We start from the raw sequence: 26,038 nt of genomic DNA on the forward strand, positions 1-26,038 counted from the left end.
TAGCATGACAGAAAGCTATGATCCATACCAAAATGCGGTGGCAGAAAGAGTCAACGGAATACTGAAACATGAATTTATTCTGGGGATCATAATCCATGATTTAGAACTGATGGACAAACTGATAAAAGAGTCTATTTATATTTACAATAATGAAAGACCACATTGGAGTTGTCGGATGGAAACACCAACCAAAATGCACCTGCAAGACAGCATAAAGATTAGAACCTACAAAAAGAAAAATAGCACCGTGTCGAAACCCGATGCTATCTAAATTATCCTTTAAAACTGTAACGCCTATTCAGGACTAGTCAGGAATGTGATTGTATGTCTTTTATTAAGTACTTCGAAATCTCAAGTTGCTTGGTAGTTCTTTAGTTTCTTTAATAGCTTTGAAATGTTCTAAAATTGAAGATAATTTTTCCTCAAATTCAGCAAAGTTGCTTGAGCTTATTGTGCTTAAAGAAGTGTTGTCCATTTTACTATTTACGGTCCCAGGTTTAAAAGCATGTTCCTTAATCAGATTTTTTTCGAGGGTTACCCCTTTGAAATAAGTACATGACAGTTCAATGGCATTTTTTTTTGTAAGACTTTTATGGCTTTCAAATTGTTTCTTCAAATCAGTAGAAACATCAGTCTTGAACTTCCGAACTCCATTTTTTCTAATTGGGATAAAGTCAGATTCAAATAATAAATGGAGCAAAAGAGTGAACTCCATTTGATCTCCCCAGAATGGGATTTTATCTATAGATAATACTTTTTCAGAATAAGGTGGCAAGTCTTTATTTTCTTCAAAAAACTTAAAACATTTTTGAATGTCCACTACAAGGTTCTCAATTAGATTAAGGTGACGTTTTGAGAATTTATATCTTTCATAAATTGTATTTTCTATTTCTGCCTTGGCGACTTCAAATTCTTCTTCATTGGTTGCAAGGTGGATTACTATGGGGATTTCAGATCCTTGCTCAATAAAGCCACCATTTTCTTCTAATTGCAAACTTATCAGGGATAGATATTGCGTTTTCAAATCTTGAACGTTATCCAAAAGAGTCCATAAGTAGGTGCTCCAATCGAAATCTTTTCTTGAGATCCAGTCTTCCGAAAAATGAACTTCAGTATAGGAATGCCAATTGTCTGGGGCAATTAGATTTTTTATTTTTACCAGATCAGCAGATACCTTATCGTAATGAATCATTTTTTTGCTAAAGTATCAGGCCTTTAGTTAAATCTCAAGGGGTATATGGTAAGAGGTATTCTACTAAAACTATGTTTCTTGTTTCAAAGAAACTTTCATTGCCAATATCTTGGTAGAAAAAATCATCGAAAAATGTAAAAGAAAAGTTTAAGAGAGACTTCAACTCTGGAGTTTCCTTTAAGTAAAAGGATTGAAAGGGTTCGTCGATTTTTAAGTAAAGAGTAGCAGAAAGTGTGCGGTTGAATGAGGGAACTGTTGAGGTTTTATTAAGACATTTAAATCTATCAATTCCTGCTATGGAAGTGTTTAAAACAACAGGGCTTTCCTCATGCCTTATTTCAGTAGTTTTAACCCAACCAGTCATATCATCAATCCTAAACTCTATTAAAGTTGATGGGCTTGATTTTAGTCTATACAAATCAAATTCACTTAGATCTCTTTTATCAAAATCATCTATTTCTGAATCCGTCATCCAAAAAATAACTGGTTGGCAAATGTGGGAAAACGAAAACTCTACCTTTCTATAAAGTGGCGCTTCGACCTTCATTACTATCTAGTTTTAAAGATAATTTTTCAAACTCTTCATTTACTCTTTCATTCTGAACCTCGGCATAATGCTCTTGAGTAATTCTCATATTACTATGCCCCAAGATCTTGCTGAGTACTTCCATACTCATTCCGTTCCTGAGTGCCACAGTTGTAGCAAAAGTCTTTCTTCCAGTGTGGGTAGTTATAGACTTTTCTATGCGTGCAAGAGTCCCAAGTTCTTTTAAGTATGCATTGAAGTTTTGATTGGAAGGGATTGGTAAAAGTTTCTTCTCCCGGATCCTTTTTGGATGATCTTTATATTTCTCCAGAAGAACCAAAGCTTGTGGAAGTAATGGGATCTCGGGTAGGTTTTTACTGGTCTTTTTGCGTGAAAAGATTAACCCATATCCTCCGTTAATTTTTCTGGATAAGTTTGATTCATCCAATGATTCAATTTCATTAAATGGAAGACCTGTATAGCACATGAATAAGAAGCCGTCTCGGATGGTTTCCAGCCTGGGTATTAGAGTTAGCTCATGAATTCTATTTAGCTCTTCCTGGGTAAGGAAAACAATCACCTTCTTATGCTTTTTCATCTTGAACTTCCTGCTCAAGTCTTTTTCTGCAAACTCCATAGAATAGGCCCATTTGAACATTGATTTTAGCCGTTCGATTTTCTTATAGACGGTATTGTGCTGGTTCACCTTTACCTTCTTAAGGAATAGCTCCAGTCTTAGGTAATATGGATTCATAAATTCCTCAAGCGGGAGATCCTCTTTGCCTTCTTTTATTAAGAATTCCTGTACTTGGTCAAAAGTGGTTTGGTTTATTTCAAATGAACTGTGAGTGTAATTATCACCAATCCGACCTTTGAGATGAAGCAAGTAATCTTGATAAACATCTAAAAGGATTGTTTTTTTTATAAGCTCACCGTTAATGGCAAGTTTGATGTTACTGGCGTTGATGGGGAATTTGTTTTGAACCAAAACATCAATCGACTGATGAACTTTGATCGCGAGGTCAGACAATTGTTTATTGTACCTAATGTCAATAGGCTGCTTGCCTTTTACCTTGGAGTTTTTCGAATCCCATTTTTCGATAGGTATGCTGATTTTGGAACTGATCTCTGTACGCGACCCATTGATAGTTACTCTAAGATAAATAGGAGCGAGACCATCTCTATTCAGTTTTTTCTGATTGAGCCAATAATTGAGGGTCGGTATATACATTGCCTGGTTGTTTAAGTATGAGGCAAAGCTATTTCAGAGGGCTTTATTGACCTATCAGATTTACATTATCACCAAAAAGATCACCAACGGGATAGGTCTCGATGGAAAAAGTGCCAGGTCTCGAATTAGTCACGGATAATCCGAATTATCTACGGATTTTTAGGGTAGGAGTAAAAATAAAAAGCCCCATATCGATTAAATATGGGGCTTTTCGAAATAACTAAAGTGTTAAAAGCAGAGGAAGAGGGATTCGAACCCCCGGTACCTCACAGTACAACGGTTTTCAAGACCGCCGCATTCGACCGCTCTGCCATTCCTCTAGGTCGTCATCAGGTTTTGTGCCCGATTAGGATTGCAAAAGTAGGATAATTGTAAACTTTTGCAAAACACATTTTGCCTTTTTCTGCTAACCTTCTGATTTCTTTGGGATTAATTTTTAATTTATTTACTTTTTTAACCTCCGATTCGTGAAGTATAAGCTTTTCAGACATCTATTCCTCTTTCAGTAGGTGGGGACAAGTTTATTAGTTCATCGTATACAATACGGTTTGCGTATAAAAGTCCAGCCAATATCAGGCTTATTCAGCTATTGCTTTTTTCTCTTCTTTTATCAATTCTTCAATTTCTGCGCTTCCTGCCCGCTTTTTCTTTTCGTCTACTAGATCTAGGCTTACGTTTACTTCAAAGCATACAATTACTATGATGGAGGTGATCAATAACCATAGCATCAAGGCTATTAAAGTTCCGATAGAGCCATATAGCTTGTTGTAGCTTGCGAAATTGTTTAGATAGAATGAGAACCCGTAGAAGCCAAAAGTGATCAAGAGGCCGGCTAATTTGGCCCCGGTGGAAAAGAAATTCCATTTATCATGGACCGCTGGAGCAAATCGGAAAATGAACGCAGTAGTGATGTAGAACATCAATAACAGAATCAGAAATTTTAGACTGGAGAATAAGAAAATCATAAATCCAGAATTGAATACCTGCATCTCATCAAGTCTTCTAATGAGCACGCCTCCTACAATCATCACTATGCTGGCAGTGATCACGGTGAACGCCAAAACCATCACAATACTTACAGCAATGCCTCTACTTTGAAGAAATCCTCGGTTATCCTTAGTTTGATATACAGAATTGAATGAGTTCATCATGGACATCACTCCCTGAGTAGATGCAAAAAGAGCGAAGAAAAAGCCCAATGAAAGCATGCTTTGCCTCGGTTTAGAGACAATGTCCATTATGGTGTTCTCAGATTGACTATATACCTCTTCAGGAAGAATCTCTTGGATAAAGGATAATATATTCTGAGTAGTGATGTATGGGAAAATATCCTGTAGATAGGGGATAAGGTTCAGTAGAAAGAGTATTAGCGGAAAAAGGGCAATCGTGAAATTAAATGCCATTGATCCTGCACGCTCAATAATGTCATCCTTTTGCAGCTGAATCAAAAATATTCTTCCTACATCATAGATGTTTTTATCAGGATCTCCGAAATGAATTTTTTTGAGCTTTCTAGCCTGCCAAAGTAACTGGACTTCTAACCTAAGGATTTTTGTTTTGATCACTTTATCCTGCTTCTTGAAAATACCCTTTCAATAAAGCTAACAAATTCTGTGGAGGTCTAGTCGGGCGGTGACTCTCTTTTTTGAGGAAAGTAAGTATTGTCCATCCTTCCGTGATCATTTCTTCTTGTTCGTTGAAGACTTGGTATTCAAATCGAATTCGTACGCCAGGCAGGGTGGGGATAGTTGTTTTGATAGTAAGGAGTTCGTCATATTTGCCCGGTTTTAAATAGCGAAAATGACTTTCCAGCACTGGCATCATCACTCCCTCGTTCTCCATTTCTTTGTATGAAAACCCAATACTCCGCATCGCTTCTACTCGGGCTACTTCGAAATACATCGCATAGTTGCCGTAATAAACATAACTCATTTGGTCAGTCTCAGCGTATCGAACTCGAATTTGGGTTTCAGCTTTATACATGTTTAATAGATCTTAGCCGCATTTAGTGCAGCCTGATATCTTCTAGCGTTGGCATTATGCTGCGCTAACGAGCTGGCAAAAGAATGATAGCCTGAGAAGTCTTCCTTGGCACAGAAGTATAAATAGTTGTGGTCTTTCGCATTCAGTACAGCATCCAGAGAGTTGATGTCTGGAAGGTTAATCGGTCCGGGAGGAAGTCCAGCATACATATAAGTGTTATATGGGCTATCAGTTTCCTTGTGAACGTTCAAGACTCTTTTTAATTCAAAATCTCCTAAAGCAAAAACCAGAGTAGGATCAGCCTGTAGTGGCATTCCTAATTTAAGTCTGTTCAGATAAACGCCAGCTATCGTTGGTCTTTCGTCCGCTTTTTGACTTTCTGCTTGTACTATACTTGCAAGTGTGCTTACCTCCGTTTGGTTTAGACCCATTGTGCTAGCTTTCTGCTTGCGTTCATCTGTCCAAAAACTTTCGTATTCCTTATACATTCTGTCGAAAAGAGCTTCTGCGCTTGTGTTCCACCAAAGTTCATACGTGTTTGGGACGAACATACTCATGATAGTCTCTTCGTTGAAATTGTACTTTCTGATATACACGGAGTCCTGAATCAGGTGCAGAAATTGCTCTTCCGAAATCTCCATATTAGCAGTGATCTTCTCTGCCAAGTCTTCTTTCGTGCGCACATTGTTAAACGTCACACGGATTGGGCTTTGCTTTCCTGACCTTAGCACTCTGATCAATTCCAGGTTGGTCATCTTAGGAGCCACAGTGTATAGTCCTGGTTTTACATTGTCCTGATATCCCAATACTTTGGCTATAAAGCTGAAGCTAACCAAATCATTTACGACGTGGTCGTCATAAAGGCGGTTGGCAACAGTCTTATAGGTGTCGTTACTACCGATTTTCAGCATATAGTTCTGATTGGAATCAATCAGCGCATTTGGGCTGAAAAAAATCTGGTAGAAATAGAAACTCAGAGAGATAGCCATCACCGAGAAGGCGATAACTAGGACGAGGTAGATGTTTTTTCTTTTTTCGCTTAGCATACAGAGGGCAAAAATAGGGAAAAATATATGTTGGAGTTTGTGCTTGAGGCAATGTAATTATACCTTTCTGTGCAAAAACGTTTTTTATGGAAGTAGTTTCAGTCACCTGTGCCCTTATCTTTTTGGACCAAAAGGTACTTTGTGCTCAGCGATCTGAGGCGATGCAACTTCCCGGCCTATGGGAATTTCCTGGCGGGAAAATTGAGAAAGGAGAAAGCCCTGAAGATTGCCTTATTCGTGAAATTAAAGAGGAATTGGCGATTTCTATTAATATAATTGGCTCTTTGAGATCTAATGAGCATGCTTATTCAGATGTGAAAGTGATTCGATTGATGCCTTTTATTTGCGTTTGGGGAAGTGGGAAGCTGAAATTAGTTGAACACCAAGAGGTAAAGTGGCTTGCTAAAGAAGAATTAAAGTCTTTGAATTGGGCTCAGGCAGATATCCCTATAGTGGAGGACTTATATGTGAATTGGAACAATATTCAGGAACAACTAGTTGAATACAATAGAGAAAATTAAGATATGGCTGCTGAATTGATTCGTTTATATGAGGAAAATCCTGATCCGGACAAGATCAGACAAATTGCTGCTACCCTTCGTGATGGAGGTGTAGTGATTTACCCTACAGATACAGTTTATGGTATGGGCTGTGATATTATGAATTTGCGGGCGGTAGAGCGCATCTGCAAAATCAAAGGTATCAATCCCAAAAAACATAATTTCTCCATTATATGCGCTGACTTGAGTAACATTTCTCAATTCACTAAAATGATCAGTAAGTCAGTTTTTAAAATGATGAAAAAAGGTCTTCCTGGTCCATTTACATTCATTTTGGAAGCAAGCAATCAGGTGCCTAAGATATTGCACAGCAAAAAGAAAACGATAGGAATAAGAGTGCCTGATCATAATGTGCCAAGGATGCTAGTGGAAGAATTGGGGCATCCTATTCTCACTACCTCCATCAATGATGAAGATGAAGTGATCGAATACAGTACCGATCCTGAATTAATTTTCGAAAAATATCAGCACCTCGTGGATATTGTAATTGACGGAGGATATGGTCAAAATATCGGTTCTACAGTCTTAGACTGTACTGGAGAAGAGGTGGAGATAATAAGAGAAGGCCGGGGAAAACTGGATGATTTAGATTAGAATGATAAAGAGCATTGCAGTAGATCTGCACTATTTCCCCAACCTTGAGTTTTTTGCAGCGATTGCTGAAGCGGAGGAATTGGTTTTTTTTCCAGAGGAAATTTACCAAAGACAATCCTTTTTTAATCGCACTCAGATACGTCTGGCAAATAAAGTTGGGACGTTAAGTGTGCCTATTCAAGGCCGAAGACCAAGGGTTTCACAGAATAAAATCAAAATTGATTCTAGTCAAAATTGGGTAAATATTCATCTGCGGGGAATTCAAAGTGCATATGGAAAAGCTCCGTTTTACGAGTATTATTTCCCTTATTTTGAAAAGGGCTTTCAGAAAAACCATGAAAGTTTGTGGGCATTGAATTGGGAAATGCTGACAATCTGTCTCAAGCTTTTAGGGTCATCTGTCAAGATGTGTATGCATGAAAAAGATCAGGATCAAACCTGGACAAAGGACATAAGAGGGGAATTGATGCCCTCAGTGCCTTTTTCGGAGCGGGATTACTATCAGCCCGAGTCATATTTCCAACTTTTTGGCTTAGACTTTGATCCTAACCTCAGCATTCTGGATTTGTTGTTTTGCGAAGGACCTGCATCTAAAAGCATAATCTTAAAGTCTGTAAAAAAACAGTGAACAATCCGCAAAAGGATTGTGTTTTTAAAACAAATTCGGTAACATACGTACAGGATTATTAAACAATCAGATAGGAATTCAATGGAAGCAAAATTTTCGAACAGAGTCAAAGAGGTGATCTCTCTTAGCCGCGAAGAAGCTCTTCGCCTGGGACATGATTACATTGGCACAGAGCACCTCTTGCTAGGGATGATTCGCGAAGGAGAAGGTGTTGCTGTTTCCATTCTTAAGAAATTGGGAGTGCCAATGGACGAGTTGCGCAATGCGATAGAACGCGCTGTAAAAGGCACTGCAAATCACAACGTAAAGAATATGGCAAATATCCCTCTGACTAGACAGTCAGAGAAGGTGTTGAAAATCACTTATTTGGAGGCTAAAATCTTCAAAAGTCAATTGATTGGTACGGAGCATTTGCTGCTGTCCATCTTGAGAGACGAAGACAATATTGCCACTCAGATACTTAACAAATTTGAAATCAATTACGATTCTGTAAAAGAGATGCTTGAAATGTCATCCGATTCTCCTCCTCGCTCCAAAGCTGAGGCTGAAGATGGAGATGATGACGGCTCCAAGCTATTCGGATCTACAGGAAGTGGTTCTGGTGCTTCTAAGCCTGGTGCTGAGAAGTCAAGAACTCCGGTTTTGGATAATTTCGGTCGGGATTTGACTAAAATGGCTGAGGACGATAAGCTTGATCCGATCATTGGTCGTGAGAAGGAAATCGAACGTGTGGCACAAATTCTATCCAGACGAAAGAAAAACAATCCGATTTTGATCGGTGAACCAGGTGTAGGTAAGACAGCTATCGCCGAAGGTTTAGCACTTAGAATTATTCAGAAGAAGGTTTCTCGCGTGCTTTTCAATAAGCGCGTGGTCACGTTAGATCTTGCATCGCTAGTAGCTGGGACCAAATATAGAGGTCAGTTTGAAGAGAGAATGAAGGCTGTGATGAACGAGCTGGAGAAATCTCCAAACGTGATACTTTTCATCGATGAGCTGCATACCATTGTTGGGGCAGGTGGAGCTTCAGGTTCCTTGGATGCATCTAATATGTTCAAACCAGCTTTGGCACGTGGAGAAATCCAATGTATCGGAGCTACTACGCTAGATGAGTATCGTCAGTACATTGAGAAGGATGGAGCTTTGGCACGTCGTTTTCAAATGGTGATGGTGGATGCCACTACTCCAGAGGAGACAGTGCAGATCCTGAACAACATCAAGGATAAGTACGAAGATCACCACAATGTAAATTATACAGATGAGGCTATCATCGCTTGTGTGAAGCTTTCCGATAGATATATTTCGGATAGATTTCTTCCTGATAAAGCGATAGATATTTTGGATGAGGCAGGAGCCAGAGTCCATATCAATAATATTCATGTGCCGGAGGAAATCCTGAAACTTGAGGGTGAGGTAGAAGACATCAAATCTGAGAAAAACCGTGTGGTGAAATCTCAGAAGTATGAGGAAGCCGCTCAGCTCAGAGACAAGGAGAAAAAATTGCTTGAGCAACTTGAAGTAGCCAAAAACAAGTGGGAAGAAGAAAGTAAGTCTAAAAGATTTACCGTAGATGAAGAGCACGTAGCAGAAGTGATTGCTATGATGACTGGAATTCCTGCTAAGAGAGTAGCTCAGAAAGAGGGCGCAAAGCTTTTGAATATGGGCTTGGATCTTTCTGGTAAAGTAATTGGTCAGGATGAAGCGATTAAGAAGCTTACAAAGGCAATTCAGAGAACGAGAGTTGGATTGAAAGACCCTAAAAAGCCTATTGGTTCCTTTATTTTCCTAGGACCTACGGGTGTTGGTAAAACGGAGTTGGCCAAAATGCTGGCGACTTATCTTTTCGACAAAGACGATTCCTTGATCAGAATAGACATGTCTGAGTATATGGAGAAATTCTCTGTATCCAGATTGGTAGGAGCACCTCCAGGCTATGTGGGCTATGAAGAAGGTGGACAGCTGACTGAGAAAGTCAGAAGAAAGCCTTATTCTGTAGTCTTACTTGACGAGATCGAAAAAGCTCACCCAGATGTATTTAATATCCTTTTACAGGTATTGGATGATGGTGTCCTGACAGATGGTTTGGGTAGAAAAGTAGATTTTAGAAATACGATCATCATCATGACTTCGAATATTGGAGTTCGTGACTTGAAAGATTTTGGTGCAGGAATTGGCTTTGCCAGTCAGACCAAATCTGATAATATGGATGAAGTGATGAAGTCAACAATTCAGTCTGCTTTGAAAAAGGCATTTAGCCCAGAATTCTTGAATAGATTGGATGATGTGGTTGTATTCAACTCACTGACCAGAGAGCATATCTATAAAATTATTGATATCAGCTTAGGTAAGTTGTTTGCAAGAATCACGGATCTAGGATACAAGATCGAGTTAACTGAGAAAGCGAAGGAATTCTTGGCTGAAAAAGGTTACGATCAGCAGTATGGCGCAAGACCTCTAAACAGAGCTATCCAGAAATACTTGGAAGATGCGATTGCTGAGGAGATTTTGAAAGGTGACCTATCCGAAGGAGACGTGATCACCGCTGATTATCTAGGTGAAGGTACAGAGTTGACCATCGCCGTGAAGAAGAAAGAAAAAGCTGATTAATACTTAGCTGCATTAATAAACAGAAAGCCCCGAATGATGAATTCGGGGCTTTTTTGTAGGTTAATATATATGCTCTTCGTAGGGATGAGAGATTCCTTTTTTTAGGAAATCAAAGAGTCAAAATGAAAAATAGTAATCCTACTCCAAGGACCAATATCATTTTTTTAGCTTTCTCTTTGATTTCAGGAGCTAATTTCCGCTTACGGATTACAAGAACCGCCAGGCTTAAGCCTACGAGTTGCAAAGCAAACCCTACGCCATTCAGCGGCCCCATTGGCGCAGCTACTACTTGGAAATAAGTGTTTAAAAGCGAAAGTGTACAAAGCACAATACCTGTGATTCCAAATAAAAAGGAACGTTGTAAAAGTGTTTTATCTGAATGGTCAGTCCATTTCATCTGTTTGTAATTGGTTTGTTAACGGCTCGATGGAATCTCGCATGTATATTAATCATCCCAGTTGGTGATCCCTGAGTCATGCACGATTTCATCTGTTTATATTCTTGATTGAGTGCGCAAAGATACAAGACTTCCTAGGTCCAATTGCACCTCCGTTATCCTTTTACTTTTTCCAGTCTTGTATTGAAGTATGTTCTTATTTCTTCTCCTGACATAGCATTGAGCGTCATTTCTTTAGTGAGCCCGCCTTTTCTTCCTACAAGCACACCATACTTCATATCAGCATAACCCTCCATCGCATGTGCATCTGGATTGATAGAGAGCATTACTCCTTGCTCCATGGCATAATGAACCCATCTCCAGTCCAGATCCAATCTCCAAGGATTTGCATTGATTTCTATCACGACGTTATTTGCAGCGCAGGCATCTATGATCGCTTTATGATCGATAGGGTATCCTTGGCGGCGAAGAAGTAATCTTCCCGTAGGATGACCCAAAATAGTGGTGTAAGGATTCTCAATCGCCGTGATTAATCGGGTCGTGGCTCGCTTGATGTCCATATTTAGTATGGAGTGAACAGAAGCGACGATAAAGTCAAAACTCGCCAACACATCATCTGCGTAATCCAGTTTTCCATCATTAAGAATATCGCTTTCTATTCCCTTGAAAATCCGGAAAGGAGCCAATTCTTTATTTAATGTATCGATTTCCTGATGTTGTTTTAGAATCTGGTCTTCCGTCAATCCTCCAGCGTAAAAAGCTGTTTTGCTATGATCGGAAATACCCAAGTATTCATAACCGAGCTCCTTGCAATACTCTGCCATTTGTCTCAAGCTATGTTTACCATCACTGTAGGTGGAGTGATTATGTAAGATTCCTCTCAGGTCTTTTTCCGTTAGTAATTCAGGTATTTTGTTCTCTTTGGCCAGCTCTACTTCTCCAAAACCTTCACGCATTTCTGTAGGGATAAATTGGAGATTGTTGATGCTGAAAAACTCCTCTTCACTGGAGAAATCTTTCTTTTGTAGTTTTTTGGCAATGCTTTCCTTCTCATCCACCATAGCTTCCAGATGTAGAGGTGAGGCGATTAGAGAAAGTTTCTTCCAAAGGAAATCCTCCTTAGCACAAAAGTGAATACTCACTCGAAGGTCGATCTCTTTGAGTTTACCTCTCAGCGTTCTTGGGCCAGATTCCAGCAAAATCCACTCGATGGAATCCATTGCTTTGATATTGGATTTCACGGCAGTTAACTCATCAGAAGCGATTAGAAACTCAGCTTCGGTGATGATTTCCAGTTGTCTAGCAAAATCACCTACAACTGTCAAGTCTGCATCTCCAGCCATTACTCGGAAAGTCTCTTTCAGTTGGGCTATCATTTCCTCGATATCTGCATAGAGCCATTTGCCAGAGTTGGACGCTTTGAACTCGAGATTCTCAATTATCGTGTTCTGAGTTTTCTCTCCAAAACCCTTGATTTTGGCCACTTTTCCGGATTGACATGCTTCCATCAATTCATGCGTGGAGGTGATGCCAAGTTCTTCCCAAAGGGTTTTTACCTTCTTTGGCCCCAAGCCTTTAATTTGAAGAACTTCCAAAATTCCCTCAGGAGTTTTGGCTAATAACTCTTCGAGAAATGGGAATGTGTCTGTTTCCTTAAGTTGCTGAATCGCTTCTACCATACTCTTTCCCACGCTTTGCAAAGCTCCAAGTTCTGCCTCGCTCAGTCCCATGATGTCTTGATCTCCACGCTCTAGCGAAATCAATGCACTTTGGTAACTGCGGATTTTGAATGGGTTTTCGTCGTGAAGTTCCATCAGCTGAATGCTGAGCTTAATTTTTTTCAGAAGAGTCTTGTGATCCAAAATTTCTCGGGTTGAGTGAATGTATTCAGACAAATGTCTTGAAATAATGTTTCAATTTAAGGGGCTATGCCTTAACTTAAAATTGAAATTTGATTTTCCATGAGCTTAGTATTGCAAAGCACTGGAATGGAGTAGTATTCATTCTCATTTCTTACGTTATTGAAACGAGAATGTATTTGCCTTTATCAAATCAATGCGTTTTTAACTCTTAACCAATACCGAAAGCATGAAGTACTGGATGGTCAAATCTGAGCCAGGATCGTATTCCTGGGATGATTTCGTTGCGAAAAAAGAAGATGTTTGGGATGGTGTGAGAAATTATCAGGCTCGGAACTTTCTTCGGGAAATGCAGTTGGGTGACTTGGTGTATTTTTATCATAGTGGTAAGGAAAAAGCAATTGTTGGAATCGCCGAAGTAAGCCAGGAACAGTTTCCTGATCCAACGGATGCAGCCTGGGTGGCCGTGAAATTGAAAGTGAAAAGCCAGCTGAAACGGCCGGTTTCATTAGTTTCAATTAAAGCTGAGGATAGACTTTCTGACTTGCCTATGCTGAAGCAGTCCAGGTTATCAGTTTTGCCAGTCGGGAAAGAAGAGTTTGACTTACTTCTTAAAATGGGTTCATGAAAAAATCACTCCTTATCTTTTTCCTCGTCATCCTCGGGCAGCAGACTTTTGCGCAGCTGAAATTCATTGAGCGCTATGAAGTAGCCTCTGAGATGAATGACCCCTTGTTTGAGATGATTGACTCGAAAGCAGGTTTGATATCTTTTCGGACTATTCCAGAGAAAGGGCTGAATTTGCGAAAGAGATTTCAATATTTTATTTCAGATTCTTCCTTGAATTCCACCGAAGGAATAGTAGAGTTTCCTGTCAAAGAGGGTTATGATATGTTGGGTTATGATACTGAACTGGATCAGTTGTTTGTTCTTTTTACTAAGGGCTACGCGATGAATTCATCCAAGTACATCCTTCAGATGAATTTGAAGACCAAAAAAGGGTTAGAGTTTGTCGTTGATAATGTATTGGATATGGAGCTGGTAGAGTTTCTTGTTCAGGATCAAAAGGCTATTTTCATGGGTACCTCTGATAGCAGACCAGTATTACAGATTCATGATTTGGTGTCAAAAAGTGTCCACACCTTGCAGGGGATATATGGAAATGATACGCAAATTCTTCAAATCCGTAAAATGCCTGAAACACATTCGCTGGAAGTAGTATTGAGTAGGAAGGGTTCCTATAGAAACCGTGATTTACTCATTAATACCTATGATATGATCGGGAATGTAATTCAGGAAGTGAAAGTAGATCAGTTCGCAGATCCTGGACAGGAGATTATGGATGGGATTTTATTTTCTACCAGCAATTACCAGGAAGCCATGGTAGGTGCTTATGGCCTGGAACGTCGAAATTCCTACCAAGGCATGTACATCATGGATATTAATGAATTTGGAGAGTTTGACTTCAAATTATATACACTCGAAGATTTTCCGAATTTTTATAATTACCTCAATGAAAAACAGAAAGGTAAGAGAGATGCTGAAGTACAGAGGGAACTAGAAAGGAGGCGAATTCCGGGAATTAATAGTCTTTATTCTATTCGAGATATACGACAAACCCCAAATGCTTACTTCATTTATTTTGATCAGTTTACGGTGACTAGTAGTAGATCTGGATTTCAAAATGGAATGTATTCACCTACAGGTGGTTACCGATACGATCGATGGAGTAGAATGGGAACCACCATTTTTAATGATCCATATTTAGCGAGTAGATTTCCTATGTCCAGTAATTATCAGACGGTTCCTGAATACAGATATATTTCTGCTCATTTTGTAAAAGTAGCAAAGACTGGTCAGGTGCTTTGGGACAATGCGACTTCATACAATGAAATGGTTACCACCTACCCAGAAGCATTTGGCGAAGTAGCCGTGGTGGGAGAGGATTTGTATCACATGTTTGTAGAGGATAAGCTTATGAAATTGAGCTTTTTCAGAAATGGAGAAAAGATCTTTGAAAATCAAGAGTTTGAATTGGCTCTAATAGATGAAAATGAGCGTATTCGAGACACAAATCTGGAGAGTTTACGCTTGATACATTGGTACGATAAATACTACCTACTTTCCGGCACACAGCGTATCCGATACATCAATGAGTCGGGCGGTGATCAAGTCCGAGAGGTTTACTTTCTCACCAAAATCGTGGTTGATGGGGATTTGTATCAGCCAGAACAACTCCCGGACTAGATTTTATTTTTATATTTACCCGCAAATCTACCCCATGCAAAAAAGGCTTGTCTTAGACGAAGGACAGATTGAGATCATACTCAGACGCTTCTGTCATCAACTGATCGAAAATCACGATGATTTTGACAATACCGTACTTCTGGGTTTGCAGCCTAGGGGTCCGATCTTGTTAGATAAAATCGTAAAGCTTCTAGAAGAAATTTCTGGAGTGAAAGTTCCTTCGGGATATCTCGATGCTACATTTCACCGAGATGATTTCCGTAGGAGAGATTTTCCCCTCAAAGCAAACGAAACCAAAATCAACTTTCTCGTAGAAGGCAAAAAAGTCATCCTTGTAGATGATGTGCTGTACAAAGGCAGATCAGTTCGTGCAGCAATGGATGCGATGATTGCTTTCGGCAGACCGCAGAAAGTGGAGCTTATGGTGCTAGTAGACCGCAAGCTTACCCGGGATTATCCCATCATGCCAGATTATTATGGCATTCGCGTTCATACCTTGGAAAGCCAATATGTCCTTGTGGAATGGGCAGAGAAGGGGAGTGAAAAAGACGCAATTTGGATCACAGAGAAAGATAAAGCTTAACCATGTCGCAACTCAGTACGAAACACTTACTTGGAATCAAAAACCTCACGGAGGAAGATATCCAGCTTATTCTAGACACGGCGGCTAATTTCAAAGAGGTGATTAATCGCCCGATCAAAAAGGTGCCATCACTCCGTGATATCACGATTGCCAATGTGTTTTTTGAAAATTCCACGAGGACCAGACTATCTTTTGAACTTGCTGAAAAGAGACTTTCTGCAGATGTAGTGAACTTCTCTTCGGCAAATAGCTCGGTGAAAAAAGGAGAAACGCTCGTTGATACCGTGAATAATATTCTTTCCATGAAAGTGGATATGGTGGTGATGAGGCATTCTAGTCCTGGAGCACCTCATTTTCTTTCTCGAAATGTAAATGCAAACATTGTCAATGCTGGAGATGGGACACATGAGCACCCTACTCAGGCTTTGCTCGATGCTTTCTCTATCAAGGAAAAATTAGGAGATGTAGCGGGAAAAAAGGTCGCCATCATCGGTGATATCCTACATTCGAGAGTAGCACTTTCTAATATTTTTTGTCTGCAAAAGCTTGGTGCAGAAGTGATGGTCTGTGGACCGATTACATTGCTGCCGAAATACATTGCCAGTCTTGGCGTGAAAGTAGAATTGGATGTGAAAAAGGCGCTGCAATGGTGTGATGTCGCTAACGTCCTGAGAATTCAGCTGGAAAGACAGCAGATCAAATATTTCCCAAGTTTGCGCGAATATTCACTTTATTACGGCATCAATAAAAAACTATTGAGTCAGTTGGATAAAGAAATCGTAATCATGCATCCAGGACCGATCAACCGCGGCGTGGAATTGAGTTCAGATGTGGCGGATTCAGAACATTCTATTATCCTAGAGCAAGTGCAAAATGGAGTGGCTGTAAGAATGGCCGTACTCTATTTACTTGCAGGAACAAAAGGGTAATTAATTTGAAATTTCAGATTTGAGATTTCAAATTTTTTGCATTAAATCTCAAATTCACTTTTATGTTAAGCGTAACTAATCTGGTAAAAACCTATGGCAAGCAAAATGCTGTCAACGATATATCTTTCGAACTTCAGGGAGGAGAGGTAGTTGGGCTGCTTGGGCCAAATGGAGCTGGAAAAAGCACGACCATGAAGTGTATAGTAGGTTTACTTCGCAAAACCTCCGGAGAGATAACCCTGGGCGGGCACGACCATTTGAGTGTGGAGGCCAAGCGGCTTTTCAGTTATATTCCCGAAACACCTTATGTCTATGATTTGCTCACGGTGCAGGAGCATATGCAATTCGTAGCTCAGGCTTACGGAGTAAAAGAGTGGAGGGAGAAAGCCGATGAGTATTTGGAGCTATTTGAGTTAGCTGATAAAAAGGATAAACTCGGACGTGATTTATCCAAGGGCATGCGCCAAAAAGTATCGATTTGCTGTGCACTTCTTCCTGATCCTCAAGTATTATTTTTTGACGAGCCAATGATAGGCTTGGATCCAAAAGCAATCAAAAACACTAAGAAGATTTTTAAGCAGTTGAAAGAAGCAGGAAAGACAATCCTGGTCAGCACTCACTTGATTGATAGTGTAGAGTCTATTGCAGACCGTATCATGATTTTGAAAGATGGGAATATTGTCGGAAATGACACCGTAGCTAATTTGAAGCGGCAATTTGTGCAGGGCGAAGGAACTACTTTGGAAGATCTGTTTTTAGAAATGACGAAAGATGAATGAAATCCGACTGCTGTTCAGGAAGGATATTCTCATCCTGATTAATAATATCAAGCTAATACTAAGAAATCCTCTTCGTCTTTTGCCGTATGCTGGAATTTTGGCCTATATATTTTTTATGTATTACCTGCGCCTCAAGGACAGGGGCGATGAGGCTCCTGCGCAGGAAATGCCAGAATTGGATCTTAATGGTCTTCCTGAGGTAAATTTTGCAATGCAAAATATAGTTGGAGGAGTGACTATTCTGGCTTTGGGACTTCTCATTTACCAGCTTTATAGCGCTACGAAAAATAACGTCAGCTTTTTCAAAATGGCGGATGTAAATCTGCTTTTCACTGCGCCAGTCAAGCCCGAGAATATTCTGATTTACTACATGGCCAGATCGATTTTGCCTTCTTTGGGAGGTGCTATCATCTTTGTGATTTACGGAGCTAGCCAAGCAATAGACACTTTTGAGATGACTGTTGCGAATTTCATATTCCTGATACTCGCTTTTGCTTTGTTCTTTTTTATTGTTTCTCCCATCAAATTCCTGGTTTACACGCTGAATACCAAGTATGATGTGATGGAATATATCCGTTCAGGTGTGATTGCCTTGGCGGTTTTACTCGTAGGAATTATAGTTGTTCCAGGGCTGATGGCAGAGAAATTCTGGCAAGGAATGTTTGCATGGATCACTTCCCCTTGGTTTGATTTCTTCCCAATTGTAGGATGGAGCCGCGGAATTGCGAGCTACCTTGTTCATGGGAATGCGATTATTTCGATCGGCTTTATTTTGCTCTATGGGGTATCTTATTTTGTGATTCTGAAATTGGTCATTCGCTTTGCTGGATATTATTATGAAGATGTGCTGGAGGCGACGAAGTCGAATGAAGAAAAGCTAGAGAAGGTAAAAGGCAAGAAGCAAGTTGGCGAGAGTTCCTACAGCTTGAATACTAAAAAGAAATTGGCGCTTCCAGATTTCGGAACTGGGGCAAAGGCTTTTTATTGGAGAAATTACGTACACAGTTCTCGGCAGGATTTTCATCCGCTGTTTGGGTTGTATTCTCTGATCATGGTGGCGATAGGACTAGTGCTTGCAGTACTTTCCTTATTCGAATGGTTTTCGCATTACTTCCTCTATGGCTATCTGCTGATTATGCTGTTTTTATATTTCTTTGCCGGAATAGGTAGAGCAAATGTAGGAGACCTGAAAAAGCCTTTTTTCATCCTTGTGCCCGCTACATGGGCTGCTAAATTCTGGAACATGATAAAGCTGGACATTCTTCAGATTTCCTTGTTTTGTGTCGCATTGATTGTTCCTTCTGTACTGATAGCTGGGTTAAACTGGTTTATAGTGCCTCTCTTTTTATTCGCAACTATAGAAGTTTATTTGATAGGTTTTGGTATTAATATTATTCCTCAAATCGCCTTGGATGAGGGCTGGGATAGAAAATTGATCAAGCCCTTTATGATAGGCGGAATAGTGCTTTTCGGTTTTGTTCCGGCATTTGCCTTCAGTATTGTCTCATTTATAGTTTCAAAGCAATTCGTCTGGGCGCTGTTTGGAGGAACCTTTGGGATGTTTTTCGTGGCGGCCATCTTGATGCATGTGACCTTAGATGTATTGAAGCAATTGGAATTTAAGGAGATTTAAAAAAGTCGCAATGATCAGTGTTCGGTCGAAGCATTAGATCGAAATCTATAATTACGATTATCTGCTTTTTATTGTTTTGTAAATGGCCTCGGCAGCACTCTCCCTCCCCTCCATTAGGTTTCAATTTAACGGACACCGAGTGTATTCGAGGTGGAGCAAGTTGACTTTGGTTACTTGTAATTGCTATTATAAGTGTTTGTTAGTTTTCGGTTTTGAAATCGATCAACCGAATTTTATTCTGTTTTAAGTTCTTCGTAATCGCTTCACCAAGAAAAATCCTGTAATTTTGAGTTCCAATTTTAACCGACTATGATTTATAACTCAATAATCGAAACCATCGGAAATACCCCGATGATCAGACTAAACAAGCTTGCGCAACATATCAAAGGGGATGTGCTGGTGAAGGTGGAATATTTCAATCCTGGTAACTCCATGAAAGATCGTATGGCGATCAAAATGGTGGAGGATGCCGAGAAAGCGGGTTTACTGAAACCAGGAGGAACGCTCATCGAAGGGACGTCTGGAAATACTGGAATGGGTCTGGCACTTGCGGCTATTGCAAAAGGCTATAAGTGTATTTTTACCATGGCAGACAAACAGTCAAAAGAGAAGATAGATATTCTTAAAGCCGTGGGGGCTGAAGTGATCGTTTGTCCTACAAACGTTTCACCTGAAGATCCTAGGTCCTATTATTCTATTGCGAAGAAATTGAATCAGGACATTCCTAATTCCTTTTACCCAAATCAATACGACAACTTATCTAACACAGCTGCTCACTATGAGACGACTGGCCCTGAGATTTGGAATGATACAGAAGGCAAAATCACACATTACGCAGCCGGTGTAGGAACTGGCGGATCTATGTGCGGTACTGCAATGTATCTGAAAGAGCAGAATCCAAATGTGGTAACAGTGGGTATAGACACCTATGGCTCTGTATTCAAGAAATATAAGGAAACAGGCATTTTTGACGAAAAAGAGGTTTATCCATACCTGACTGAAGGGATAGGCGAAGACATTCTTCCAAAGAATGTGAACTTCGATATGATCGATCATTTCGTCAAAGTCACTGATAAAGATTCTGCGGTAATGACTCGCAGATTGGCCAAAGAGGAAGGTTTATTTGTAGGATGGTCTTGTGGATCGGCTGTGCACGGAGCTTTGGAATGGGCCAAAGATAATCTGAAAGAAGGTGACCAGATGGTGATTATTCTTCCAGATCACGGGACTCGCTATTTAGGAAAAGTATATAACGATGAGTGGATGAGAAACCACGGTTTCTTGGAGGATAAAACTTTCTCCACTGCACGTGACATCATTTCGCAGCGAAATGGAGCCTATACTTTGGTCTCTACGCTGAAAACTGACTCCGTAAAGGATGCAATTGGATTGATGAACAAGACTAGCGTTTCCCAGATTCCAGTGATGGAAAATGGCGAAGTGGTAGGATGCTTGACTGACAATAAATTGCTTGCCAGAATCATCGACAACCCATCCTTGAAAGACGCTTTAGTAGCTGATGTAATGGAAGATTCCATGCATTTTGTGGCGCTGGATAGTACGCTGGACGTACTTTCTTCTATGGTAGAAAAAGAAAAGGCCGTACTTGTACGAGATGTGCAGAATAAAATTCACATCATCACCAAGCATGATATTTTAGAAGCTTTTACTAAGTAAAATTATTCATCTCTCTGCTGCCAATAACCATAATTTTCTTGGTTTAGTAGGCAGGAAGACGGGAGACCGAAGACCGAATAGGCCTCTCCTATAGCTCTGAGGCTACTTCGGTCACCTGTCTTCGGTCTTCCGTCCGCTAAATCAAAGAAGAGAAGGTGATTCGCAACTTTGCGGATAATTATATAATTAAAAATGAATCAAGATAAAATTCAACGGATCATTGATTCGGGAGTAGATTTTAATATTAAGGAAATACTTACAAAAGCCTGGGAAATGTTCAAATCCCGGGCTTTGTTTCATGTAGGTTATATGGTATTGATTGGGGCGATTCAGGCTGCCTTTACCGTTTACCTTGCTGACTTCACTTTTCTATATTCCATCTTTTTAGCACCACCATTAGTTTGCGGATTTTATTTGGTCGCTAATCGCCAAAGTCAAAAGGAATACCTCGATTTTCAGAATTACTTCGATGGATTTAAGTATTGGTGGAATCTTATTTCCACCAATTTGATCAGTTCTATCTTCATCGTTGGCGGGATTATCCTCTTGATTATCCCTGGGATATACTTGCTGATAGGCTATATGTTCAGCTTATTGTTTGTGATTTTTGGAGGGTTTGATTTCTGGACTTCTATGGAACTTAGCCGTAGGCTGGTTCACACCAATTGGTTGAAGTTCTTCTTATTTGCCTTGGCACTTATCGCGCTCAATATTTTCGGATTTCTATGCTTGATTGTTGGGTTATTCATCACGATTCCGATGACCTATTTGGCTGTTTATATTCTTTTTGAAGAACTAACAATAGATGCCATTGACGAAGAGCCAAAGGATAACATTATTCATGTGTAAGAATCATGGCTTCTAGCCGTGATCTACATTTTTCTGTAAGCTCAGTTACGGCAGTTTCAGAAGATGTAGGTGGATCAATAGGCTTGGAGAAAGTGATTTTGACTTTGCCTGGACTGATCAATAGTGATCCCTTCTTCATGATACTGTCGGCTCCGATTACGGCGATAGGAAGTATAGGAATGCCGGTTTCTACAGCAAGACGAAATGCGCCGGATTTGAAAGGTAATAGGGGCGCTTCCGTGTCATTTCTTGTTCCTTCAGGAGCTACTACTGCGGAGATTCCCTTATTCAGAAAGGACACCAACCGATCTATACTTTTTCTTCTCGACTCGGCATCAGTTCTATCTACCCAGATGGCGACTTTTCCCACTACCCATCCGAAAAATGGAATTTTTGACAATTCCTTTTTTCCCAAAGCCCGTACCTGCTGAGGAATGGCTAAAGGAATTATTGCTGCATCTAAAAAAGAACGATGGTTGAATATAAAGATATAGGGCTGTGTTCTGTCGACTAGCTCTCTTCCATGAAATTCGTATCGGATTCCGGATAGAAAAGACCAGGTTCTTGCCCAAATTCGAATCAATAGAAAAGAGATTCTTCCTCCAGCAGGGCTGATACTTACAGGGATTACGATAAAAACGCCAAGGATCAGGAGCAGTGTGAAGAAGACAATAATAGAGTAAGTGGTAAATATTACTTGGATGACTTTTATCATTCGAGAGAATTGGTAATTTTGGGTATAAATATAATCTTCACTCTTTGCTTGCTTAAGCCTCCGAGCGTTCGGAGGCTTTTTATTTTTCGGCGTAAAGAGTCATTCTTTAAGTCAATCTGGGATATTTAATCCAAGTTATTAATAGTTTGAAGGGATGCTTTTAAGTTTGCCCTTTTTTTGAATGGATAGGATATGTTAATTAGAAATATGATGGAGAAAAGACTTCTTTCCAAGGCGCTTTATTTTGTGACCTGCTTTGTCTTAATGGTCAATCAGAGCTGGGCACAGGAACAAGAGGGAAATGCAACCCTAAAAGAGACTTTAAAGATTAATGTAATCACTAATGAAACTCATCAGATGATTGAGCATTTTGGTGCTTCAGATGCTTGGTCGGCGCAGTTTGTAGGACTTTGGCCAGAGAAAAAAAAGAATGCAATCGCAGAATTGCTTTTTAGCAGTGAGGCTGATGCTCATGGAAATCCCAAGGGAATAGGACTGTCAATGTGGAGGTTTAATGCTGGTGCAGGAAGTGCTGAGCAAGGCGAGCAAAGTGGTATTCGGGACGAGTGGAGGAGAGCGGAGTCATTTCTGAATGCGGATGGAACCTATGACTGGAATAAGCAAGCTGGCCAAGTTTGGTTTGCCAAAGCCGCTAGAGCGCATGGAGTAGGCAATCTGTTGATTTTCCCAAATAGTCCTCCCGTATCTATGACCAAGACTGGAAAAGCTTACGCAAAGGATGGACAATCAAATTTGAAGGAGGATAAGTATCCTGCTTTTGGCGAGTACCTAGCACAGGTTATTAAAGGGCTGAGTGAAAAAGGACTGAAGGTGGACTATGTGAGTCCGGTGAATGAACCACAGTGGGATTGGTCAGATGGAGGGCAGGAAGGAACGCCCTTCTGGAACAATGAAATAGCAGGAATTGCAAAAGCAGTAGACCAAGCGTTGGAGGAAAATAATCTAACGACGAAGATTGATATCGCCGAAGCTGGTAAAATTAATTATTTATATGAGCAAGCAGATAAGGAAGGGCGAGGGGAGCAGGTTACGAATTTCTTTAATCCATCGTCTTCGAATTACATTGGTGATCTCAAGCATCTGAGTCGCACGATTTCAGCGCATAGTTATTTCACTACTTCTCCATACGAATCAGCAGTGGAGCAGCGAGCGAGTCTTAACGCTATGATTCAATCAGTCCCGGACCTTAAGTATTGGATGAGTGAATATTGCATATTGGGAGGTAATGGAGGAGAAATAAATGGTAATGGAAGGGATTTGGGGATTGAGCCGGCGCTTTATATAGCAAAGGTGATTCATAATGATCTCACGGTTTCGGATGCGAGTGCTTGGCATTGGTGGATTGCGATTTCACCTTATAACTATAAGGATGGCTTGATCTACATCGATAAGAACAAGGAAGACGGTGAATTTTATGAAAGCAAAATGCTCTGGGCGTTGGGTAATTATAGCAGATTTATCCGCCCTGGATATCAACGTCTTTCAGTAGAAATAAATAGTCAAAAGCAGCAGTCGCCTGACTTGTTGGTTTCTGCTTACTCATCCGCTGATCAGCATGAAACGGTACTGGTTTTCGTGAATTCCGGAATTAAGGATGTAGAAGTGGGTTTGTTCGAGGACGGTGATTCCAAATCAATCAAGAGTCTTTACATCACTTCAAATGATAAGGATTTGGAAGCAGAAGTAATAGATGTATCAGTAAATAACATCGTTATTCCAGCCAGATCTATTGTGACAGCAGTGACTGAGAGGTAGTGTATGGACAGATTATCGTACGCAATTCGTTGTTCTAAATGATAGAGACTAAGATGATTGTACCTATATACGCCACGCGTAGACGGTATTGAGAATCAGCCGCTCACATTTCCATTCCAAATTTTTGGCTAGAATTCCTCATTTGTCAATAATTCCCTACCTTTGCAATCCGTTCGAGTGAATGGAGTGTATTTGGCTTGCCTAATACATTGATTTACAACTAAAAACGATAGTTCGCTGACCCGAGGACTATTGCTATTCAGGGTTTGTACTATTATGTCTAACAAAGAAGAATTTAACTGGGACAACTTCGAAACCAAAGGTTTTGGAGAAGGCTATTCCAAAGAACAGCGTGAGCAAATGGCTGCAATGTACGAAGGTACGTTGGGCGAGATCACTGAGAAAGAAGTAATCAAAGGCACTGTAGTAGGTGTTAATGACAAGGACGTAATCATCAACATCGGTTTCAAATCTGATGGATTGGTTCCTCTTTCTGAATTCAGAGATCTTGATGGCATCAAGCCAGGTGATATTGTAGAAGTATTCATCGAAGAGCAAGAAAACGCGCTTGGTCAGTTGATCCTTTCCCGTAAGAAAGCTAAGATCGTACGTGCATGGCAGGACATCGAAGATGCTCTTGAGAATGACAACGTGATCGAAGGTTTGGTGAAAAGAAGAACTAAAGGTGGTTTGATCGTAGATATCTACGGTGTAGAAGCATTCTTGCCAGGTTCTCAGATCGACGTGAAACCTATCAGAGATTTCGATATCTATGTAGGTAAGAAAATGGAAGTGAAAGTGGTGAAAATCAACCACGCAAATGATAACGTAGTAGTATCTCACAAAGTGTTGATCGAGAAGGATCTTGAGAAGCAAAAAGCTGAGATCCTAAACAACCTTGAGAAAGGTCAAGTATTGGAAGGTGTGATCAAAAACATGACCAATTTCGGTGTATTCATCGATCTAGGTGGTGTAGATGGTCTTCTTCACATTACAGATATCTCTTGGGGACGTATCAATCATCCAGAAGAAGTATTGCAACTTGATCAGAAAGTTCAGATTGTGGTTCTTGACTTTGATGATGATAAGAAGAGAATTTCTTTGGGTATGAAGCAGCTTACTGCTCATCCTTGGGATTCTTTGGCTTCTAGCCTTGAAATCGGATCTAGAGTTAAAGGTAAGATCGTAAACGTAGCTGACTACGGTGCGTTCCTTGAGCTTGCTCCAGGTGTTGAAGGTTTGATCCACGTTTCTGAAATGAGCTGGTCTCAGCATTTGAGAAATCCTGCTGACTTTGTGAAAGTAAGCGACGAAATCGAAGCTGTAGTATTGACTTTGGACAAAGACGACAGAAAAATGTCTCTTGGTATCAAGCAATTGACTGAAGATCCATGGACTAAGAATGACATGGGTACTAAGTACGCTGTAGGTTCTAAGCACACAGGTGTGGTAAGAAACTTGACTAACTTCGGTCTATTCCTTGAATTGGAAGAAGGTATCGATGGTTTGGTTCACGTATCTGATCTTTCTTGGACTAAGAAAATCAAGCATCCATCTGAGTTTGTTAAAGTAGGAGATGAGCTACAAGTAGCTGTTCTTGAGCTTGACGTAGACAACAGAAGACTTGCTCTTGGTCATAAGCAATTGGAAGAAAATCCATGGGATACTTTCGAATCTGTATTCCCAATCGGATCAGTTCATAAGTGTACTGTAGTTTCTAAGAATGACAAAGGTGCAGTTCTTGAATTGCCTTACGGTCTTGAAGGATTTGCTACTGTGAAGAACTTGGAAAAAGAAGACGGATCTCAAGTAGAGGTTGGTGAGTCTTTGGATTTCAAAGTTTCTGAATTCTCTAAAGATGATAAGAGAATCGTTCTTTCTCACACTGCAATGTTCAGAGAAGATACTGCTAAGCCTGCTAAGAAAGAAGTTAAGAAGAAATCTGAATCAGGTTCTGCTTCTACTTCATCTTCTGCTCCAGCTGAGAAGTCTACTCTTGGTGACTTGGATGCATTGACTCAATTGAAAGAGCAAATGGAAGGAAAGAAGTAAGACGTTAGATTCTAGCTCTTAGAATCAAGACTTACTACTTGACTATATTGAAAACGCCGACTGAAAAGTCGGCGTTTTTTTGTTGAAAATAGTTTAACCAGAAAGAGCACAGAGGGTTCAATTGTCAGGCTGAGCGAAGTTGAAGCCTAATTGGGTTCATTGCTTTCCTGCTTCT

24 protein-coding genes and 1 tRNA gene are annotated in these 26,038 nt (G+C 40.2%); 15 read left to right on the top strand and 10 right to left on the bottom strand.

Annotated elements, in window-relative coordinates:
• Positions 1 to 271, top strand: a 271-nt coding sequence (locus BM291_RS20530) for an integrase core domain-containing protein (protein WP_139229159.1), incomplete at its 5' end; no start/stop codon positions are given.
• Positions 272 to 334: 63 nt separating this feature from the next.
• Here BM291_RS20530 and BM291_RS20535 read toward each other — a convergent pair.
• From BM291_RS20535 to mltG, 7 genes are all read right to left on the bottom strand, one after another.
• Positions 335 to 1,192 (bottom strand): hypothetical protein, encoded by an 858-nt coding sequence (locus tag BM291_RS20535; protein ID WP_092901431.1) that lies wholly within the window; start codon positions 1,190 to 1,192, stop codon positions 335 to 337.
• A 34-nt stretch (positions 1,193 to 1,226) separates the two neighbouring features.
• The gene (locus BM291_RS20540) at positions 1,227 to 1,664 is read right to left on the bottom strand and encodes a hypothetical protein (RefSeq protein ID WP_092901434.1); all 438 of its coding nucleotides are present in this window, start codon (positions 1,662 to 1,664) and stop codon (positions 1,227 to 1,229) included.
• Positions 1,665 to 1,713: 49 nt separating this feature from the next.
• Entirely contained in the window at positions 1,714 to 2,949 is a 1,236-nt protein-coding gene (locus tag BM291_RS20545) for a site-specific integrase (protein WP_092901437.1), read from the bottom strand.
• 235 nt (positions 2,950 to 3,184) lie between these two features.
• A tRNA-Ser gene (locus BM291_RS20550) sits at positions 3,185 to 3,269 on the bottom strand.
• 258 nt (positions 3,270 to 3,527) lie between these two features.
• A complete protein-coding gene (locus BM291_RS20555; RefSeq protein WP_092901553.1) occupies positions 3,528 to 4,511 on the bottom strand; it encodes a YihY/virulence factor BrkB family protein in 984 nt (327 codons plus the stop codon).
• A 4-nt stretch (positions 4,512 to 4,515) separates the two neighbouring features.
• Positions 4,516 to 4,932 carry an acyl-CoA thioesterase gene (locus BM291_RS20560; protein WP_092901440.1) on the bottom strand — a complete coding sequence of 139 codons (417 nt, stop codon included), beginning with the start codon at positions 4,930 to 4,932 and terminating at the stop codon, positions 4,516 to 4,518.
• 2 nt (positions 4,933 to 4,934) lie between these two features.
• Positions 4,935 to 5,978, bottom strand: coding sequence for an endolytic transglycosylase MltG (gene mltG / locus BM291_RS20565; protein ID WP_092901443.1), 1,044 nt, complete (start codon positions 5,976 to 5,978; stop codon positions 4,935 to 4,937).
• Positions 5,979 to 6,064: 86 nt separating this feature from the next.
• Between mltG and BM291_RS20570 the strand changes: the two genes are divergently transcribed.
• The 4 genes from BM291_RS20570 (at position 6,065) to BM291_RS20585 (ending at position 10,367) form a co-directional block, all read left to right on the top strand.
• The gene (locus tag BM291_RS20570) at positions 6,065 to 6,499 is read left to right on the top strand and encodes a (deoxy)nucleoside triphosphate pyrophosphohydrolase (protein WP_092901446.1); all 435 of its coding nucleotides are present in this window, start codon (positions 6,065 to 6,067) and stop codon (positions 6,497 to 6,499) included.
• Between the two features lie 3 nt (positions 6,500 to 6,502).
• Positions 6,503 to 7,132, top strand: coding sequence for an L-threonylcarbamoyladenylate synthase (locus BM291_RS20575; RefSeq protein WP_092901449.1), 630 nt, complete (start codon positions 6,503 to 6,505; stop codon positions 7,130 to 7,132).
• Position 7,133: 1 nt separating this feature from the next.
• Positions 7,134 to 7,760, top strand: a complete 627-nt coding sequence (locus BM291_RS20580) for a WbqC family protein (protein WP_175499758.1) — start codon at positions 7,134 to 7,136, stop codon at positions 7,758 to 7,760.
• An 81-nt stretch (positions 7,761 to 7,841) separates the two neighbouring features.
• Positions 7,842 to 10,367, top strand: coding sequence for an ATP-dependent Clp protease ATP-binding subunit (locus tag BM291_RS20585; protein ID WP_092901452.1), 2,526 nt, complete (start codon positions 7,842 to 7,844; stop codon positions 10,365 to 10,367).
• Positions 10,368 to 10,476: 109 nt separating this feature from the next.
• On the opposite strand, the gene BM291_RS20590 is transcribed toward BM291_RS20585, so the two are convergent.
• Together BM291_RS20590 and BM291_RS20595 are read right to left on the bottom strand one after the other, a co-directional pair.
• A complete protein-coding gene (locus tag BM291_RS20590; RefSeq protein WP_092901455.1) occupies positions 10,477 to 10,764 on the bottom strand; it encodes a hypothetical protein in 288 nt (95 codons plus the stop codon).
• 155 nt (positions 10,765 to 10,919) lie between these two features.
• Positions 10,920 to 12,578 (bottom strand): DNA polymerase/3'-5' exonuclease PolX, encoded by a 1,659-nt coding sequence (locus tag BM291_RS20595; RefSeq protein WP_092901558.1) that lies wholly within the window; start codon positions 12,576 to 12,578, stop codon positions 10,920 to 10,922.
• 274 nt (positions 12,579 to 12,852) lie between these two features.
• Here BM291_RS20595 and BM291_RS20600 point away from each other — a divergent pair, with 274 nt between their 5' ends.
• The 8 genes from BM291_RS20600 (at position 12,853) to BM291_RS20635 (ending at position 21,320) form a co-directional block, all read left to right on the top strand.
• Positions 12,853 to 13,251, top strand: a complete 399-nt coding sequence (locus BM291_RS20600) for an EVE domain-containing protein (RefSeq protein ID WP_092901458.1) — start codon at positions 12,853 to 12,855, stop codon at positions 13,249 to 13,251.
• Positions 13,248 to 14,870, top strand: coding sequence for a hypothetical protein (locus BM291_RS20605; protein ID WP_092901461.1), 1,623 nt, complete (start codon positions 13,248 to 13,250; stop codon positions 14,868 to 14,870). Before BM291_RS20600 ends, BM291_RS20605 begins: the two co-directional genes overlap by 4 nt.
• Before the next feature lie 34 nt (positions 14,871 to 14,904).
• Positions 14,905 to 15,453 (top strand): bifunctional pyr operon transcriptional regulator/uracil phosphoribosyltransferase PyrR, encoded by a 549-nt coding sequence (gene pyrR, locus BM291_RS20610; RefSeq protein WP_092901464.1) that lies wholly within the window; start codon positions 14,905 to 14,907, stop codon positions 15,451 to 15,453.
• A 2-nt stretch (positions 15,454 to 15,455) separates the two neighbouring features.
• Complete coding sequence (locus BM291_RS20615) at positions 15,456 to 16,382, top strand: aspartate carbamoyltransferase catalytic subunit (RefSeq protein ID WP_092901467.1); 927 nt, start codon at positions 15,456 to 15,458, stop codon at positions 16,380 to 16,382.
• Between the two features lie 62 nt (positions 16,383 to 16,444).
• Positions 16,445 to 17,161 carry an ABC transporter ATP-binding protein gene (locus BM291_RS20620; RefSeq protein ID WP_092901470.1) on the top strand — a complete coding sequence of 239 codons (717 nt, stop codon included), beginning with the start codon at positions 16,445 to 16,447 and terminating at the stop codon, positions 17,159 to 17,161.
• Positions 17,154 to 18,794 (top strand): putative ABC exporter domain-containing protein, encoded by a 1,641-nt coding sequence (locus tag BM291_RS20625; RefSeq protein ID WP_092901473.1) that lies wholly within the window; start codon positions 17,154 to 17,156, stop codon positions 18,792 to 18,794. Before BM291_RS20620 ends, BM291_RS20625 begins: the two co-directional genes overlap by 8 nt.
• Before the next feature lie 309 nt (positions 18,795 to 19,103).
• Entirely contained in the window at positions 19,104 to 20,471 is a 1,368-nt protein-coding gene (locus BM291_RS20630; RefSeq protein ID WP_092901476.1) for a pyridoxal-phosphate dependent enzyme, read from the top strand.
• Positions 20,472 to 20,663: 192 nt separating this feature from the next.
• Complete coding sequence (locus tag BM291_RS20635; RefSeq protein ID WP_092901479.1) at positions 20,664 to 21,320, top strand: DUF2189 domain-containing protein; 657 nt, start codon at positions 20,664 to 20,666, stop codon at positions 21,318 to 21,320.
• Here the strand turns inward: BM291_RS20635 and BM291_RS20640 are convergent.
• Positions 21,307 to 22,035: a lysophospholipid acyltransferase family protein gene (locus tag BM291_RS20640; RefSeq protein WP_317045676.1), complete on the bottom strand. Its 729-nt coding sequence runs from the start codon at positions 22,033 to 22,035 to the stop codon at positions 21,307 to 21,309. The two genes, BM291_RS20635 and BM291_RS20640, sit on opposite strands and share 14 nt — an antisense overlap.
• A gap of 192 nt (positions 22,036 to 22,227) precedes the next feature.
• Between BM291_RS20640 and BM291_RS20645 the strand changes: the two genes are divergently transcribed.
• Together BM291_RS20645 and rpsA are read left to right on the top strand one after the other, a co-directional pair.
• Positions 22,228 to 23,811, top strand: coding sequence for a glycoside hydrolase (locus tag BM291_RS20645; protein ID WP_245786934.1), 1,584 nt, complete (start codon positions 22,228 to 22,230; stop codon positions 23,809 to 23,811).
• Positions 23,812 to 24,087: 276 nt separating this feature from the next.
• Positions 24,088 to 25,863: a 30S ribosomal protein S1 gene (gene rpsA, locus BM291_RS20650; RefSeq protein ID WP_092901482.1), complete on the top strand. Its 1,776-nt coding sequence runs from the start codon at positions 24,088 to 24,090 to the stop codon at positions 25,861 to 25,863.
• Positions 25,864 to 26,038: the final 175 nt, after the last annotated feature.

The sequence above is a fragment of the Algoriphagus aquimarinus genome, from assembly GCF_900112005.1.
Taxonomy (GTDB): domain Bacteria; phylum Bacteroidota; class Bacteroidia; order Cytophagales; family Cyclobacteriaceae; genus Algoriphagus; species Algoriphagus aquimarinus.

What these genes read in the sequence shown, in the direction of transcription:
- BM291_RS20615 (WP_092901467.1), top strand. Translation starts at nt 15,456, where the DNA reads ATGTCGCAACTCAGTACGAAACACTTACTTGGAATCAAAAACCTCACG.
- BM291_RS20540 (WP_092901434.1), bottom strand. Translation starts at nt 1,664, where the DNA reads ATGACGGATTCAGAAATAGATGATTTTGATAAAAGAGATCTAAGTGAA.
- BM291_RS20630 (WP_092901476.1), top strand. Translation starts at nt 19,104, where the DNA reads ATGATTTATAACTCAATAATCGAAACCATCGGAAATACCCCGATGATC.
- BM291_RS20575 (WP_092901449.1), top strand. Translation starts at nt 6,503, where the DNA reads ATGGCTGCTGAATTGATTCGTTTATATGAGGAAAATCCTGATCCGGAC.
- BM291_RS20595 (WP_092901558.1), bottom strand. Translation starts at nt 12,578, where the DNA reads ATGGAACTTCACGACGAAAACCCATTCAAAATCCGCAGTTACCAAAGT.
- BM291_RS20620 (WP_092901470.1), top strand. Translation starts at nt 16,445, where the DNA reads ATGTTAAGCGTAACTAATCTGGTAAAAACCTATGGCAAGCAAAATGCT.
- mltG (WP_092901443.1), bottom strand. Translation starts at nt 5,978, where the DNA reads ATGCTAAGCGAAAAAAGAAAAAACATCTACCTCGTCCTAGTTATCGCC.
- BM291_RS20585 (WP_092901452.1), top strand. Translation starts at nt 7,842, where the DNA reads ATGGAAGCAAAATTTTCGAACAGAGTCAAAGAGGTGATCTCTCTTAGC.
- pyrR (WP_092901464.1), top strand. Translation starts at nt 14,905, where the DNA reads ATGCAAAAAAGGCTTGTCTTAGACGAAGGACAGATTGAGATCATACTC.
- BM291_RS20635 (WP_092901479.1), top strand. Translation starts at nt 20,664, where the DNA reads ATGAATCAAGATAAAATTCAACGGATCATTGATTCGGGAGTAGATTTT.
- BM291_RS20640 (WP_317045676.1), bottom strand. Translation starts at nt 22,035, where the DNA reads ATGATAAAAGTCATCCAAGTAATATTTACCACTTACTCTATTATTGTC.
- BM291_RS20570 (WP_092901446.1), top strand. Translation starts at nt 6,065, where the DNA reads ATGGAAGTAGTTTCAGTCACCTGTGCCCTTATCTTTTTGGACCAAAAG.
- BM291_RS20560 (WP_092901440.1), bottom strand. Translation starts at nt 4,932, where the DNA reads ATGTATAAAGCTGAAACCCAAATTCGAGTTCGATACGCTGAGACTGAC.
- rpsA (WP_092901482.1), top strand. Translation starts at nt 24,088, where the DNA reads ATGTCTAACAAAGAAGAATTTAACTGGGACAACTTCGAAACCAAAGGT.
- BM291_RS20625 (WP_092901473.1), top strand. Translation starts at nt 17,154, where the DNA reads ATGAATGAAATCCGACTGCTGTTCAGGAAGGATATTCTCATCCTGATT.
- BM291_RS20580 (WP_175499758.1), top strand. Translation starts at nt 7,134, where the DNA reads ATGATAAAGAGCATTGCAGTAGATCTGCACTATTTCCCCAACCTTGAG.
- BM291_RS20605 (WP_092901461.1), top strand. Translation starts at nt 13,248, where the DNA reads ATGAAAAAATCACTCCTTATCTTTTTCCTCGTCATCCTCGGGCAGCAG.
- BM291_RS20545 (WP_092901437.1), bottom strand. Translation starts at nt 2,949, where the DNA reads ATGTATATACCGACCCTCAATTATTGGCTCAATCAGAAAAAACTGAAT.
- BM291_RS20600 (WP_092901458.1), top strand. Translation starts at nt 12,853, where the DNA reads ATGAAGTACTGGATGGTCAAATCTGAGCCAGGATCGTATTCCTGGGAT.
- BM291_RS20535 (WP_092901431.1), bottom strand. Translation starts at nt 1,192, where the DNA reads ATGATTCATTACGATAAGGTATCTGCTGATCTGGTAAAAATAAAAAAT.
- BM291_RS20590 (WP_092901455.1), bottom strand. Translation starts at nt 10,764, where the DNA reads ATGAAATGGACTGACCATTCAGATAAAACACTTTTACAACGTTCCTTT.
- BM291_RS20645 (WP_245786934.1), top strand. Translation starts at nt 22,228, where the DNA reads ATGTTAATTAGAAATATGATGGAGAAAAGACTTCTTTCCAAGGCGCTT.